Below are 15,410 nucleotides of genomic sequence, written 5' to 3'. Positions count from 1 at the left end.
GGAAATGCACTTTTAAATGGTCTGAAATACAGGATATTACAAAAAGTTTTTTGGCCAGATACTTTAAATAGTATAAATTACGTTAATAATAATAGTATTTTTTTAACAAATAATTAACCGCAGCTATTTCAAAACCAAACCTTTAAAACTGCAGGCTTATGAGCATGCGTCAACTAAAGATTACAAAGTCCATCACCAATCGTGAGAGCCAGAGTTTGGAGAAATATTTACAGGAAATTGGTAAAGTGGAATTGATCTCCCCCGAAGAGGAAGTATCCCTCGCAATCCGTATCAAGAACGGCGACCAGGTGGCACTGGACAAACTTACCAAAGCCAATTTAAGATTCGTGGTATCTGTTGCAAAGCAATACCAGAACCAGGGATTGACCTTACCCGATCTTATCAACGAAGGCAACCTGGGGCTGATAAAAGCCGCACAGCGCTTTGATGAGACCAGGGGTTTTAAATTTATTTCCTATGCCGTGTGGTGGATACGCCAAAGCATTCTGCAGGCATTGGCAGAACAATCAAGGATCGTACGTTTACCGTTGAATAAAGTGGGCCTTTCCAACCGTATCAGCAAAGCTTATTCCCTGCTGGAACAGGAATTTGAAAGAGAACCCAGCGCCGAAGAACTGGCCAGCTTTTTAGAAATGGATATTGAGGAAGTAAGGGCTACCCTGGGTGCAGGCATCCGCCACGTAAGTATGGACCAGCCTTTAATGGATGGCGAAGAAAATACACTGATGGATGTAATGGTGAACCCCAACGCCACCAGTACCGATAATGAACTGGCATTTAAAGCCTCTTTAAAAACAGAGATCGAACGTTCGCTCAGCACACTTTCTGAAAGGCAGAAAGATGTGATCCGCTTTTTCTTTGGCATCGGTATCGATCATGCACTGAGCCTGGAAGATATCGGCGAAAGATTTAACCTTACCAGGGAAAGGGTAAGGCAGATAAAAGATAAAGCCATCACCAAATTAAGGACCGCATCCAGGTGTAAGATATTAAAAACTTACCTCGGATCCTGATAAACCCCGATCATAAAATTTTTGAAATATGCAGCCGGCAGGGCTGCATATTTATTTTGGGTCAATTTCAGTAATTCAATTTTAATAATCCTTTATTTTCCCGAAATTTGCAAAACCTATAAATATCTATTAATGGCAATCGACGTAAAAGTTCCTACAGTTGGCGAAAGTATCAGTGAAGTAACCCTGGTTAAATGGCTTAAAAAGGATGGCGAATATGCCAACCGGGATGAAGTAATTGCAGAACTGGAAAGTGAAAAAGCCACTTTTGAACTGAATGCAGAACAGGCAGGAACCATCAAGATCATCGCACAGGAAGGCGACACTTTAAAAATAGGCGACGTGGTATGCAGCATTGATACCGATGCAGCCAAACCTGCGGATGCACCAGCTGCCGCCGCTCCCGCAAAAGAAACTAAAGCAGCCGAACCTGCGTCCAAATCCGAAACCGTCAATCCCAAATCTCCAATTGATGCCAAAGCTACACCCGTAGCCGCCGCTATCATTGCCGATAAAAAAGTGGATGTAAAAACCGTTACGGCCACAGGCTCCAACGGAAAAATAATCAAACAGGATGTACTGGAAGCATTGAACAACCCCGGCAGAAAGCCAGGTGTTGCAATGTTCAGCCGCAACGATAAGCCGGAGAAGATGAGCAATCTCCGCAAGACCATCAGCCGCCGCCTGGTGGAAGCCAAGAATACCACGGCCATGCTCACTACTTTTAATGAAGTGGACATGAGCGCCATTATGGAGATCAGGGCAAAATACAAGGATAAATTCAAGGAAGGCCATGGTGTTAACCTGGGCTTTATGAGCTTTTTCACCAAGGCATGCACTTATGCATTAACGGAATGGCCATCAGTAAATGCTTATATCGACGGCGAAAATATTGTGTACCATGAATACTGCGATATATCCATTGCCGTAAGTGCCCCCAAAGGTTTGGTGGTGCCGGTGATAAGAAATGCAGAAAGCCTGAGCATGGCAGAGATTGAAAAGAAAGTGGTGGAACTGGCATCAAAAGCAAAAGATAATAAACTTACGATAGAAGAAATGACCGGTGGCACCTTCACCATTACCAATGGAGGTATCTTCGGTTCTATGATGAGCACACCCATCATCAACATACCGCAATCGGCTATCCTGGGCATGCACAATATCATACAGCGCCCGGTGGCAGTAAATGGCCAGGTGGTGATAAGGCCCATGATGTACGTGGCCCTCAGCTACGATCACCGCATCATTGATGGCAGAGAATCCGTGAGCTTTTTGGTAAGAGTAAAAGAATTACTGGAGAACCCCAGCCTGCTGCTGTTTGGCAAAGACCCCGTAAAGAGTTTGCTGGAACTATAATATTTGAACCGGTTTAAACGTTTTAAAGCCTGTTAATTTTGTAACAGGCTTTTATTTTTTGTATTTTGTATAAATGCGGTATCAATCCTATTTAAATACTACCGGCAATATCATCGAAATGTACCAGGGACAGGAGCCCCTGTCTATCTATTTAAAAAAATTCTTCGGCGCTAATAAAAAATACGGTTCTAAAGACCGGAAATATATTGCATCACTCTGCTACGCATATTTCCGTTTTGGTAAAGCGGCTGCCGATGGGCCACTGGAAGAGAACATACTGGCAGCGCTGTTCTTAAGCGAAAGCAGTCACAATGAAGTGATCCATTTCATCCGGCCCGAATGGGACGAATGGATCGCCAGACCACTGGAAGAAAAAATAGCATTCCTGCAGCTGGATGTAAATAAGATATTCCCTTACAAACAGCAGCTTTCTGCTGCGGTTAACCATACCAGTTACTGTACTTCATTCTTGCAACAGCCCAAGCTTTTTTTAAGAGTACGGCCTAATAAAAAGAATATAGTGGTGCAAAAGCTGCAAAAGGCCAAGATACCGTTAACGCTGCTGGAGGAAGATTGTATTGCATTGTCCAATGCCACCAAATTGGATGATGTGATAGAGACCGACCGGGAAGCTGTGATACAGGATTATAATTCGCAACAGGTATTTAATTTTTTACAGCATTTTACTTTAGAAAAGAATGCTGTAACAGCCTGGGATTGCTGCGCTGCCAGCGGTGGTAAATCCATTTTATTGTTCGATACCTTGAAAAGAAATGTTGAACTAACAGTGTCGGATATACGCTTGACTATCTTGCTCAACCTGCACCAGCGTTTCAATAAAGCCGGGATAAAGAATTACAATTACTTTTTGGCCGATCTTACCGATCCTGCTTTTAAATTCCCCGAACTGGCCACAAAAGGAACGCAAGGCACCATGCCCCTGGGCAGTTATCAAATGATTGTATGCGATGCGCCCTGCACCGGTAGCGGTACCTGGAGCCGCACACCGGAAAACCTGTTTTATTTTAAGGAAACCGCTATTGACGATTTTGCAGCAAGGCAGCAACAGATCGTATCCAACGTAATACCGTACCTTCAAACCGGCGGCCTGCTGTTCTATATTACCTGCTCGGTTTTTAAAAAAGAGAATGAAGATGTGGCCAACTTTATAAAAGAAAAATTCCACCTGCAATTGCTGCAGATGGAATTATTAAAAGGTTACAATATAAAAGCTGATTCTATGTTCGTGGCTGTTTTTACCAAGCCTTAATAAGCAATTCTTACCGCTTCATGATTTCTTTCACAGTTTCTTTTTTACCATTGATATAGATGCTTACATAGTATATACCTGCAGCCATTTGCTTAACAGGTATGGTATAGGTTTGAGAACCTGCCGCCTGCTGGTAAACCTTGCTGTACACTTTTTGACCACTGGTACCATGTATCACAATTTCCACCGACACGGCATTTCTTTTAGCCACCAGCACATTTAGTTTATCGGTTGCAGGGTTGGGGCTGATGATGATCTTTTCAATAATAGGCGGGCAAAGCTGTGCATCATTGCTTAAAGTAACCAATGCAGTATCTGAACAACCGGATGCATTTACCACGATCAATTGATAAGTGCCGGTAACAGTCACAGCTGCGGGAGTAGTAACAGGGGAGCCACCGATCGTCCACGTACTGGTTAAACCTGTTGTGGTAAACAGTGTGGTAAGATTAAAGCTGCTGTCGGTACATTTTCCCACATTCTTATCTGCACCCAGGTTGGGTTTCTGAATAAAGTTCAGGTTAACCAATGCCGTATCCGTACAACCGGAAGTATTGGTGCCGATCAGTTGATAGATACCCGAAGTGTTTACTGCCGATGGGTTCGGTACATTGATGGTATTTAAGGTCCATGCTGTTGTTAACCCGGTAGTGGTGTACAAAGGAATTAAATTCAAACTGCTGTCGCTGCAGCGGGTGATAGCTTTATCCGCACCGAGGTTTGGCCTTGGTACAAAATTCACTGTTGATGAATCAAGATAAAAAAATGTATCGGCAGCAATCGTTACTTTAATGCGGTATTTGATGGTGGTACTGGTAATATTAGTAAGATCATCTGTGTACGAAAAATTTCTTGCGGCAAAACCACCGGTAGATGTTTGTGTGTTTAACCCAACATAATTAATATCCGTACTTAATTTTCTTTCTACCGCAACAGTGATCGCTGAGTCTGTTTTTACATTCCATTGCAGGCTGGTCTTGCAACTGCCCACGCTGGCCTGGTAAGTATGCAGCTGGCGCATCAGTAGTACAAAAGCTTTTTTCATATCGGGTATACCATAACCGGTACGGTTGTCAGGATTCGCTGCCCTGTCTGCCGCCTGCTGCAGGGTATTGATGATCGTCATGCTGTTTACTTCTGGGAAAGCCTGCCATAAACAGGTGCTTAAACCTGCCATATTGGGGCAGGCAAAAGATGTTCCGCTTCCGGTACTTGGCTGACCATTGGCAGCATTGGCTATTATGGCATTTACACCCACGGCCGCCACAGAAGGTTTTACCTGTCCATCGCTGCTGGGGCCATAACTGCTGAAAGTGCCCACCACACCGGTAGTACTAACGGCGCCCACTGCCATCACACTGTCGCCATCGGCAGGAGTAGTAATATAATGCCAGCTGCTGGTGCCTTCATTACCCGCAGCCACAACTATCAACATACCTTTTTTTGCGGCCATATCAGCAGCTTTTGCAATAATGGTAGTATTGCCATCCATATCAGCATAGGTATGATTGTAAGCGGCATTATCAAAACTAAAATAACCTAATGAGGTAGAACAAACGTCAACGCCTAGACTATCCGCCCTTTCGGCACCGGCAGCCCAGTTCTGTTCTTCTATCGGGTATTCGGTAGCAGCATCTTCGGTGCGGTATAAATAAAAAGAGGTTTTAGGCGCAGTGCCCATAAAAACGCCGGGCATATTCGCAGCAATAATGCTCAGGCAGTTCATACCGTGTGTATGATCTTCGTCCACACTGGCATTACCGGCCACAAAATCCCATGTACCCAGCACCTGGTTGTTATTGCGTATACTGTCAAATGTTGGTAAACTTAAATAATGATAAAAACCAGCATCCAGTATGGCCATCTGCATATTTTCTCCCCGGAACCCACGGTTGTGTAAAAACTCACCATTGTGCAGGTGCACCTGCCCGAACGACTGGCCATAACTGTAATAATCGTTCACCGTGTTCTGCGGTGTGGGATCTCCACCACCATTACTGTTCTCCGCATCCAGTTTTTTATTTACCGGTGTAATTACAGGCTGCACCAGCGAAGCAATAGGGCTGGCGCCAATTACAAAAGGAAAAGAATTTATTTTAGAAATAGCTGCTGCATCGGTGGTTTGTATAGCCACCTGGTTCAGCCATTTGGAAGTATTTAAAATAGTAACTGCACCGGCCAACCGGATACTGTCGATATAACGCGGCGTAATGGGCAGATCAGTAGAGTCGATCGGGATATTATATCTTGTACGCCGTTGAATGGCCCTGTTGGTAAGATAAGCAGAAGGATTGCTGAGCGAGTAGGGGCTGGTGCCTTTGTCTTTCAGCCGCACCACAAACCTGGTTTGAGAAAAACCTGCAACAGCAAAAACAGTAAGCAGTATGGATAGTAGAATTGTTTTTTTCATAGTTAATAAATTCAGCGATACAAATATACTTAATATGATACGAAACCCCGGTTTGAAACACACGCTGCTAAAATGAGCCGCAGATGATTAAAAACGCAGCATTCAAAAGCTTTATTGCTGTCATTCCATAAAGAAAGCCCTTGCTTGCAAGGGCTTTCTTTATATTTTAAATATCGGTATGTTTTGCTTTTTAACTGTTGTAAGCCCATTTTAACCAGGTGGCGCCCCAGGTAAAGCCGCCGCCAAATGCAGCCAGGATGATGTTGTCGCCTTTTTTCAACTGTTTTTCCCAGTCCCACAGGCAGAGCGGCAAAGTACCGGCCGTGGTATTGCCATATTTCTGAATATTGATCATTACTTTTTCTTTCGGCAGGCTCATGCGGTTGGCCGTGGCATCAATAATGCGCAGGTTGGCCTGGTGCGGTACCAGCCAGGCAATATCATCGGCGGTCAGGTTATTGCGCTGCATTAATTCATAACTCACATCGGCCATGCCCTTTACGGCAAATTTAAAAACGGCCTGTCCTTCCTGGTATACAAAATGTTCTTTGGCCAGTACGGTTTCCACAGTAGCAGGTTTGGCAGAACCACCCGCCTTCATGTGCAGGTAATTGCGGCCGCTGCCATCACTTTTTAAAATGCTGTCCAGCACGCCATTGCCTTCATTATTGGGTTCCAGCAAAACGGCGCCGGCGCCATCGCCAAAAATGATACAGGTGGTACGGTCGCTGTAATCGATGATGCTGCTCATTTTATCAACGCCCACCACCACTACATTTTTGTAGCGGCCGCTTTCAATAAAGCTGGCGCCGGTGGTTAAAGCGTATAAAAAGCCCGAGCAGGCGGCGCTGATGTCAAATCCAAAAGCGTTCACAGCGCCGATCTTATCGCAGATCACGTTGGCAGTGGCAGGAAACACCATATCTGGTGTAACGGTGGCACAGATCAGGCAATCAATATCAGTTGGTTCGATGCCTCTTTTTTTGCAAAGTTCCAGCACAGCCGGAACGCCCATATCGCTGCTGCCCAGCCCTTCGCCTTTTAATATCCTTCTTTCTTCAATGCCGGTACGGGTGCGGATCCATTCATCATTGGTATCCACGATGGTTTCCAGTTCCTTATTGGTAAGCCTGTATTCGGGTACATATCCTCCAACGGCGGTAATGGCTGCGGTAATCTTCTGCATGTAAATTCAGCGGTTTTTTAACAGGTTATAATAAAATTTAAAGAGAGCAAAAGTACATAAAAAACATCTATCCGTATTTTAACAGCGATGCTCACAAAATATTCCTATTTTCGCTATGTAAAAGTAAAGGGTGGTGCTCATTGTAATAAAGTGCTGCATTTCTGAACTTACTAACTAACAACTACTAACTCAGAACTAACTAAATGTACGCATACTTACAAGGCAGGTTTACCGATAAAACCCCGGCGCAGGTTTATGTAGATGTAAATGGTGTTGGGTACGAAGTAAATATCAGCCTGCACACTTATTCTCATATACAGGGCCTAGAGCAGGGTAAGTTGTTTACCCATTTGCAGGTAAAGGAAGACGGGCATGTATTGTATGGCTTTTTTGAAAAAGCCGAAAAAGACATTTTTTTATTGTTGATAAGCGTTTCGGGGGTTGGTGCAGCTACCGCAAGGATGATGCTGTCCTCCCTAAAACCCGAAGAAGTGAGCCGGGCCATCGTGCAAAGCAACGTTAAGCTGCTCGAAAGCGTCAAGGGGATAGGGAAAAAAACAGCCGAGCGTTTGGTGCTGGAGCTTAAGGACAAATTGAGCAAACAGCCGGTGAGCGAAACAATTTCATCAGGCAAGGGCAATAGTTTAAACCAGGATGCGTTAGATGCCCTGGTTGCCTTAGGTATCTCAAGGCAACAGGCAGAGCAATCCATCCAAAAAATTATCCTTGCAGAACCATCTGTATCTAAATTAGAAGATTTAATTAAAAAAGCCTTAAAAGCCATTTGACAGAACTCTACGTTAATTGATTTACCGGATGTTGCTTATTAGAAAATTTTTTCCGAAAATAATCTGCTGTGGGGTACTGTCAGTAATGCTGTTGCTATTTACTGTACAAAAAGCTGCTGCACAAGATCCTGGTCTCCGATTCCCTATCAGCGACAGGAGGGGTGATCCTTTGAGTGACCCCAACCAGAGCACCTATGATCTTAAAATGCCTTCCAACATTACCGACTCCGTATCCTACGACCCGGTAACAAAAAGGTACACCATTTACGAAAAGATCGGCAATAAATATTACCGTACCCCCACCACCTATTCGTTTGAAGAATACTGGCAGCTGAGGGCACGCCAGGCCGAAGTAGAATATTTCAGGAAAAGGGCCAATGTTACTTCCATTCTTAACAGGGGAAAGATACAGCCCAAATTATCCATCTACGATAACCTGTTCAACCGGCTTTTTGGCAACGGTAAGATCAATATAACACCACAGGGTAATGTGAACGTTACCGCAGGTTACCAGGGACAGAATATTAAAAATCCCACCTTACCGGAAAGAGCCCGTAAGAACGGCGGCTTCGATTTTGACATGCAGTCGCAATTGAATGTGAATGCAGATATCGGCGGTAAACTTAAATTCCCCATCAGCTATAATACACAGGCCAACTTTGGGCAGGATAACCAGCTGAAACTGGATTATACCGGGCTGGATGATGAGATCGTAAAACGTTTTGAACTGGGTAATGTATCCTTTCCCAGCCGCAGTACCTTGATACCCGGCGCCCAGCAATTATTTGGTGTAAAGCTGCAGTTGCAGTTTGGCAAATTCTTTATCACTACGGTACTGGCCAATCAAAAATCGCAACGCCAAACGGCCAACCTGCAGGGTAATACCTCCTCACAATTATTCGAGGTAAAGGCCGATGAATACGAAGAGAACCGCCACTTCCTGGCAGCGCAATACTTCAAAGCCAATTTTAATAAGGTAATGCAAAACCTGCCTGCAGTAACTGCCCCCATACAGATATTGCGCATGGAAGTGTGGGTTACCAACAAAACCGGCGCGACTACCGATACCCGTGATGTGGTGGGATTGGCCAACCTGGGCGAAGATGGTAACCTGGCCAACCCGGGCATACCTACTAATGGCAGCAACATTCTTTATTCGCAGGTGGTGTCCAACTCCGGCAACCGCGATCCTGCACAGGTGTACAATAATCTTATCACCATGGGATTGCAACCGGTACAGGATTTTGAAAAAACCTTTGCCCGCAAACTGGACTCTACACAATATACCTTTCACCCGAAAGTGGGTTTCATTTCGCTGAACCAGCCGCTGCAAACTGATGATGTGCTGGCAGTAGCCTACCAGTATTCTTACAACGGAAAGATATTCCAGGTAGGTGAGTTCTCACAGGATCTGCCACCGGACAGTGCTTCGGCCACGCAAAAAATATTGTTCCTCAAATTATTAAAAGCCACTTCGCAAAGGCCCAGCCAGCCCATCTGGGGACTGATGATGAAGAACGTTTATGCAATTGGTTATGGTAGTTTAACGCCCACCGATTTTAAACTGGACGTATTGTACCAGGAACCGGGCCTTGGTTTGAAACGTTATGTACCATTTGGTAATAAGAACGCCGGTTTCCCTATCATTTCATTGATCAACCTGGACAGACTGAATAACCAACTGGACCCTCAGCCGGATGGTGTGTTTGACTACGTGGAAGGATACACGGTATTCTCACAATACAGCAGGGTAATGTTCCCGGTGCTGGAGCCTTTTGGGCGGGACCTTGCAAAAGGCATTTATACCAACCCCAATTCGCCTACCATAAAAGATACACTGTATTACGCCCTCTATGATTCTATAAAGGCCGTGGCGCAGCAGTATCCCAATCTCAACCGTTTTGAACTTAAAGGGTCGGCAAAAATATCCGGTTCGTCAGATATCAGTATCGGCTACAATATTCCTCGTGGGTCCGTAACCGTTACTGCCGGTGGAAGGGTGTTGACCGAAGGGCTGGATTATGATATCAACTACGACCTGGGAACGATCAAGATCATTAATACTTCTATCATCAATTCGGGATTGCCGATACAGGTGAATTACGAGAACAACGCATCGTTTGGCCTGCAGCAGCGCAATTACCTGGGGCTGCGTTTTGATTATAATGCCAAGAATACAGCAAAAGAGCAGCTTTCGTTTGGTGGTACTATGGTGCGCCTGGGCGAAAGGCCTTTCTTTAATAAGACCAACCTGGGCGATGATCCTATCCGTAATACCATGTACGGGCTGGATGTGAACTACCGCAGGGATATGCCGCGCCTTACCAAGTTGCTGGACAAATTGCCGTTCTATCAAACCACGGCGCCATCCAGCATCAACGCATTTGGTGAAGTAGCCTTTTTAAAACCGGGCCATGCGCCGCAGATTGGTAAGGGTTCTAACGGAACATCCTATATCGACGATTTTGAAAGCAGCAAATCGGGTATCGACCTGCGCTTTCCGCAAAATATATGGGCTTTGGCTTCTACGCCTAAAGGTGCCACTGCAAGAAACAGTACGTTGGAACTCTTTCCGGAAGCCAGTTTGAATGATGATCTTAATTATGGTAAGAACAGGGCCAAGATATCCTGGTACCAGATAGAACAAACCCTGCAGCAGTACAAAGGTGTAAATAATCCTTTGGCGAGTGACAGGGTGGAACTGAGTGATCCAAGGGTGCGCCAGGTGTATCAAAAAGAAATATTCCCCGAAAGGACCACCGGCTTTGGAGAAAGCTATTTGCAGACTTTTGACCTGACGTATTATCCAACCGATAAAGGACCTTATAACTACGACGATGCCAACCTGGACCCAAGTGGCAACGGCAAACTTAAAAACCCGACGCAGCGCTGGGGTGGTTTAATGCGCAGTCTCGATCAGACCGATTTTGAAACAAGCAATATCCAGTTCATAGAATTCTGGATGCAGGATCCTTATATCAATTCTCCTAAAAGGCCTAATGCAGTTAATTCAACCGGTGGTAAACTGTATTTTAACCTGGGCAATGTTTCGGAAGATATTTTAAAGGATGGTAAACGTTTTTACGAAAATGGATTGAATACCCCCAATGCACCCTCACCGGTGGATAATTCTAACTGGGGCCGTGTGCCACGTAACCCGATACAGGTAACCAATGCCTTTAGTAATAATACCGAAGACAGGGCTTATCAGGATGTGGGTCTGGATGGATTGGATGATACAGCCGAAGTGAACAGGAGAGCCACTTACCTGACCCAGTTAAGAAATACTTATGGCGCCGGTTCAAAAGCCTACCTGGATGCATTGAAAGATCCTTCTGCCGATAATTACCATAATTACAGGGGCAATGATTATGATCAGCAAAACCTGGGTATCCTTGGCCGTTATAAGAATTACAATAACCCGCAGGGCAACTCGCCTATTGCTGGAGATGAAACTTTTACCACAGCGTCTACTCTGTATCCTGATGCAGAAGACCTGAACAGGGACAATACATTAAACCAGACAGAAGAATACTTCCAGTACATAGTAGATATCAAACCGGCCAACGCCAGCGAAATGGCCATTGGTACCAACTTTATTGTAGATAAAAAAACAGTGCCCATTACCGGCCTGCCCGATGGCACCAGCAGGAACGAGACCTGGTACCAGTTCCGTATTCCTATTGATGAGTACGACAGTAAAATAGGCAATATCCCCGATTTTAAATCGATACGTTTTATCAGGATGTTCCTTACCGGGTTTGATGACAGTGTAACCCTGCGTTTTGCAGAATTACAGCTTACAAGAAATGTATGGCGTAATTTCAAATACAAGATCGATACATCGGGCCAATATGCTCCTATCATCACTGCAGCTGATTTTACAGTAGGCGCAGTTAATATCGAAGAGAACGATAAACGCTCTCCATTGCCTTACCGCACACCCGCAGATATTGAAAGGCAGCAAACCCTCAGCAGCAACGGCGTTACCCTGCTGCAGAACGAACAGAGTATGAGCCTGCAGTTCTGTAACCTGGGTAAGGGTGATTCAAGAGGTGTGTTCCAAACCTTTGCCAACAGGGACCTTCGCCAGTACCGCAGGCTGGCCATGTATATACACGCAGAAAAGAAAAATGCCACCACTACACTGAACGATAAGGACCTGACGGCGGTGATACGTATAGGAACCGATTTTGTAAATAACTATTACCAGATAAGGATACCACTGAATTTGACCAGTCTTAATGCAGCCGGTATGGATCCTAATTCAAGGGCTTATAATGATACCTTGTGGGTACCAAGCAATTCGCTGGATGTGGACCTGCAGACATTGGTAAAACTGAAGCAGAAAAGAAATTCTGACCCGTTGGCGCTGGTAACACAGATATACAGCCAGATGCAATCTAACGGTCAGCAGTATGCGGTAATAGGCAGCCCCAACCTTGCCGAGATACGCGGCGTACTCATCAGTGTTGAGAACAGTTACCAGGATGTAGCCACCTGCGGCGAAGTTTGGGTAAATGAATTAAGGCTGATATCAATTGATGAAAGCGGCGGATACGCTGCATTGGGCAGGGTGGATATGACATTGGCCGACCTTGGAACCCTGTCCATTTCAGGTAATGTGCATACAGCCGGCTTTGGTACGCTGGAACAAAGAGTGAATGAAAGATACCGCGATAATCTTACACAGTTTGACGTATCAGCCAACCTGGAGCTGGGTAAACTGTTGCCTAAAAGAGCGGCTATCTCCATTCCTGTATTTGCCAGCTATTCGCAAAGCGTAAGTATGCCGGAGTATGATCCATACGATATGGACATCAAACTGAAGGACAAATTAAAAGCTGCTGATAAATCCAAAAGGGATTCTATCCGGAACGACGCTATTGATTTTAATTCCACCACCAGTTTAAGCTTTACCAATGTGCGGAAAAACAAAACGGGATCGGGCAAACCGAAGATCTACGATATTTCCAATTTTGATGTAAGCTACTCTTATCTCAATACCAAGCGGCACAATCCTTTGATCGAAAGTGATGAAGTGACCAAGCATCATGGAAGTTTCGGCTACCTGTTTACGCCGCAGCAAAAAAGTATTGAGCCGTTCAAGCGTATATTCAGGAAAACAAAGACACACTGGTTCGACCTGGTGAAGGAATTTAATTTCAATCCATTCCCATCTACTTTAAGTTTCAGGGCCGATATAAACCGCCAGTTCGGTGCCGTAAGGCCAAGAAGCGTAGGATCTTCCAAATACGCCATTCCTGAAACCTACGATAAATACTTCGTGTTCCAGAGGGATTATATCCTGCGCTGGAATTTTACCAAGTCATTGAATTTTGATTTTACCGCAACAAATAATTCAAGGATAGACGAACCGGCAGGAAGACTGGATACCAAGGAAAAGAAAGACAGTGTATGGAAGAACTTTATGAAAGGCGGAAGGAATACATTGTACAATCATACTGCCAACTTTACCTATACATTGCCTACTGCAAAATTCCCGCTGCTGGACTGGACCACGCTCAATGCCAGCTACCAGGCCACTTATAGCTGGGTGGGTGCGTCCAGGCTGGCGGTAAACCTGGGTAATATTATTGAAAATGGTCAGCAGAAGGAAGGAACCGCGATACTGGATTTTACCAGGCTCTATCAAAAATCAAAATGGTTGCGCCAGCTGGAACAACCATCCAATAAAGATGACAGGGAAAAATGGAGGAACCGTATTACCAAAGTAAAAGATACGGTCTTAAATAAAAAAGGCCAGAAGGTGATCAAGACCCGTAAGATAATTGACCGCACTGCAATGCCTTATGTGGGCACCGGCGGAAAGATACTGGGCAAACTGCTTACCAGCCTTAAACAGGTAAATGCCACCATTTCGGAAAATGCCAATACCCGCCTGCCGGGCTATACCGACAGTACGCAATATGTTGGGCAGAACTGGAGGAGTATGCAGCCCGGACTCGATTTTGTGCTCGGGCGACAGCCGGATACGAACTGGCTCAATAATGCGGCTAAAAAAGGACTGATCACCAAAGACAGCACCTTCAATTCATTGTTCACGCAAAACTTTAATCAAACCATTACTGCAACAGCGCAGCTGGAACCGGTTAAGGACCTGATGATCACATTGAATATCAAAAAATCTTTCAATAAGGACTATTCAGAAACATTCCGCTATGCTGATACAAGTGGTGGAACCAACCCGAAATTCGGTCACCTGAACCCTTATGCAAGTGGCGGCTTTGATATCAGCTTTATTGCTTACAAAACACTGTTTGAAAAATATGATCCCAACAGGATATCAGAAACATTCAAAAAATTCCAGGACTACCGTGTGATACTATCTCAAAGGCTGGGTAAAGCTAACCCATACACGAACGGGCAGGTGGGTGCAGATGGTTTCTACTACGGATATGGTAGATATGCTGTGGATGTTTTGGTACCTGCATTCATTGCTGCATATACCGGTAAAGATCCCAACTCGGTTTCATTGATCAAGCAGAATAATGCCAACATCAAATCAAATCCATTCCGCGATATCATTCCAAAACTTAACTGGAAAGTGGATTATAACGGATTGAGCCGTGTTAAAGGCCTGGACAAGATATTTACCAATTTCTCTTTATCACATGGCTATACCGGCAACCTCAGCATGAATGGCTTTACGTCTTCACTGCTGTACCAGGACGTATCCAAATATGGTTACCCATCATTCTACGATACCATATCAAAGAATTTTGTGCCCTACTTCCTGGTGCCGAACGTTTCCATCGGCGAACAGTTTAGTCCGCTTTTGGGAGTGGATATGATGTTCACCAACCAGTTCCAGTTTAAATTTGAATATGCCAAAACAAGGCAGTTGAGTTTAAGCTTGATCGATTATCAGTTAAGTGAAGTGCGTTCTACGGAGTTTAATGTTGTGGCCGGGTATCGTAAAAGAGGTATGAAGTTGTTGGGAGGATTGAAGCTGCCTAAATTTCTGAGCCCGAAAGGGAATGGAAGGTTGGAAAACGAGATCAACTTCCGCCTTGATTTCAGGATAAGGGATAATGTTACATCCAACAGCCGCCTGGACCAGGATAATAGTTTTGCCACATTAGGGAGTAAAGAGATCACGATCTTGCCAACAGTAGATTACACACTCAGCAACAGGGTGCAACTGCAGTTTTACTTTACACAAAGAAGGGTGATCCCTTATGTTTCATCCAGTGCGCCTATTACCAATACCACGGCAGGGGTTAAGGTAAATGTATCGCTGGCACAATAATAATATTGGGGCTATTAATAATAAAGGCAAGTCATTATGACTTGCCTTTATTATTGTAATATGCTTTTAAATGTGTGCGTACATCACTAAAAT

Annotated in this window: 7 protein-coding genes; 5 read left to right on the top strand and 2 right to left on the bottom strand. The window is 44.7% G+C overall.

Going from position 1 to position 15,410, the window contains the following annotated elements; translation table 11 throughout:
• Window positions 1-164 precede the first annotated feature (164 nt).
• The 3 genes from QM738_RS17360 (at window position 165) to QM738_RS17350 (ending at window position 3,660) form a co-directional block, all read left to right on the top strand.
• On the top strand, window positions 165-1,034 hold the full coding sequence (locus tag QM738_RS17360; protein WP_462277993.1) for a sigma-70 family RNA polymerase sigma factor: 870 nt from the start codon (window positions 165-167) through the stop codon (window positions 1,032-1,034).
• Window positions 1,035-1,166: 132 nt separating this feature from the next.
• Window positions 1,167-2,390, top strand: a complete 1,224-nt coding sequence (odhB, locus tag QM738_RS17355; protein WP_462277992.1) for a 2-oxoglutarate dehydrogenase complex dihydrolipoyllysine-residue succinyltransferase — start codon at window positions 1,167-1,169, stop codon at window positions 2,388-2,390.
• Between the two features lie 73 nt (window positions 2,391-2,463).
• The gene (locus QM738_RS17350) at window positions 2,464-3,660 is read left to right on the top strand and encodes an RsmB/NOP family class I SAM-dependent RNA methyltransferase (protein ID WP_462277991.1); all 1,197 of its coding nucleotides are present in this window, start codon (window positions 2,464-2,466) and stop codon (window positions 3,658-3,660) included.
• Window positions 3,661-3,670: 10 nt separating this feature from the next.
• On the opposite strand, the gene QM738_RS17345 is transcribed toward QM738_RS17350, so the two are convergent.
• Window positions 3,671-6,070 carry a S8 family serine peptidase gene (locus tag QM738_RS17345; RefSeq protein WP_462277990.1) on the bottom strand — a complete coding sequence of 800 codons (2,400 nt, stop codon included), beginning with the start codon at window positions 6,068-6,070 and terminating at the stop codon, window positions 3,671-3,673.
• A gap of 190 nt (window positions 6,071-6,260) precedes the next feature.
• Window positions 6,261-7,256 carry a beta-ketoacyl-ACP synthase III gene (locus QM738_RS17340; RefSeq protein ID WP_462277989.1) on the bottom strand — a complete coding sequence of 332 codons (996 nt, stop codon included), beginning with the start codon at window positions 7,254-7,256 and terminating at the stop codon, window positions 6,261-6,263.
• Window positions 7,257-7,459: 203 nt separating this feature from the next.
• Here QM738_RS17340 and ruvA point away from each other — a divergent pair, with 203 nt between their 5' ends.
• Together ruvA and sov are read left to right on the top strand one after the other, a co-directional pair.
• The gene (gene ruvA / locus QM738_RS17335) at window positions 7,460-8,044 is read left to right on the top strand and encodes a Holliday junction branch migration protein RuvA (RefSeq protein WP_462277988.1); all 585 of its coding nucleotides are present in this window, start codon (window positions 7,460-7,462) and stop codon (window positions 8,042-8,044) included.
• A gap of 85 nt (window positions 8,045-8,129) precedes the next feature.
• The gene (sov, locus tag QM738_RS17330; RefSeq protein WP_462277987.1) at window positions 8,130-15,317 is read left to right on the top strand and encodes a T9SS outer membrane translocon Sov/SprA; all 7,188 of its coding nucleotides are present in this window, start codon (window positions 8,130-8,132) and stop codon (window positions 15,315-15,317) included.
• Window positions 15,318-15,410 lie beyond the last annotated feature (93 nt).

It is taken from the genome of Ferruginibacter sp., from assembly GCF_049840995.1.
Classification (GTDB): domain Bacteria; phylum Bacteroidota; class Bacteroidia; order Chitinophagales; family Chitinophagaceae; genus Ferruginibacter.
The sequence above is the reverse complement of the archived record's forward strand: the minus strand, read 5'-3'. Positions and strand labels throughout refer to the sequence as shown.

Bases quoted from the DNA above. Each gene is read 5' to 3' on its own strand.
- ruvA (WP_462277988.1), top strand. From the start codon at position 7,460: ATGTACGCATACTTACAAGGCAGGTTTACCGATAAAACCCCGGCGCAG.
- sov (WP_462277987.1), top strand. From the start codon at position 8,130: ATGCTGTTGCTATTTACTGTACAAAAAGCTGCTGCACAAGATCCTGGT.
- QM738_RS17345 (WP_462277990.1), bottom strand. From the start codon at position 6,070: ATGAAAAAAACAATTCTACTATCCATACTGCTTACTGTTTTTGCTGTT.
- QM738_RS17350 (WP_462277991.1), top strand. From the start codon at position 2,464: ATGCGGTATCAATCCTATTTAAATACTACCGGCAATATCATCGAAATG.
- QM738_RS17360 (WP_462277993.1), top strand. From the start codon at position 165: ATGCGTCAACTAAAGATTACAAAGTCCATCACCAATCGTGAGAGCCAG.
- QM738_RS17340 (WP_462277989.1), bottom strand. From the start codon at position 7,256: ATGCAGAAGATTACCGCAGCCATTACCGCCGTTGGAGGATATGTACCC.
- odhB (WP_462277992.1), top strand. From the start codon at position 1,167: ATGGCAATCGACGTAAAAGTTCCTACAGTTGGCGAAAGTATCAGTGAA.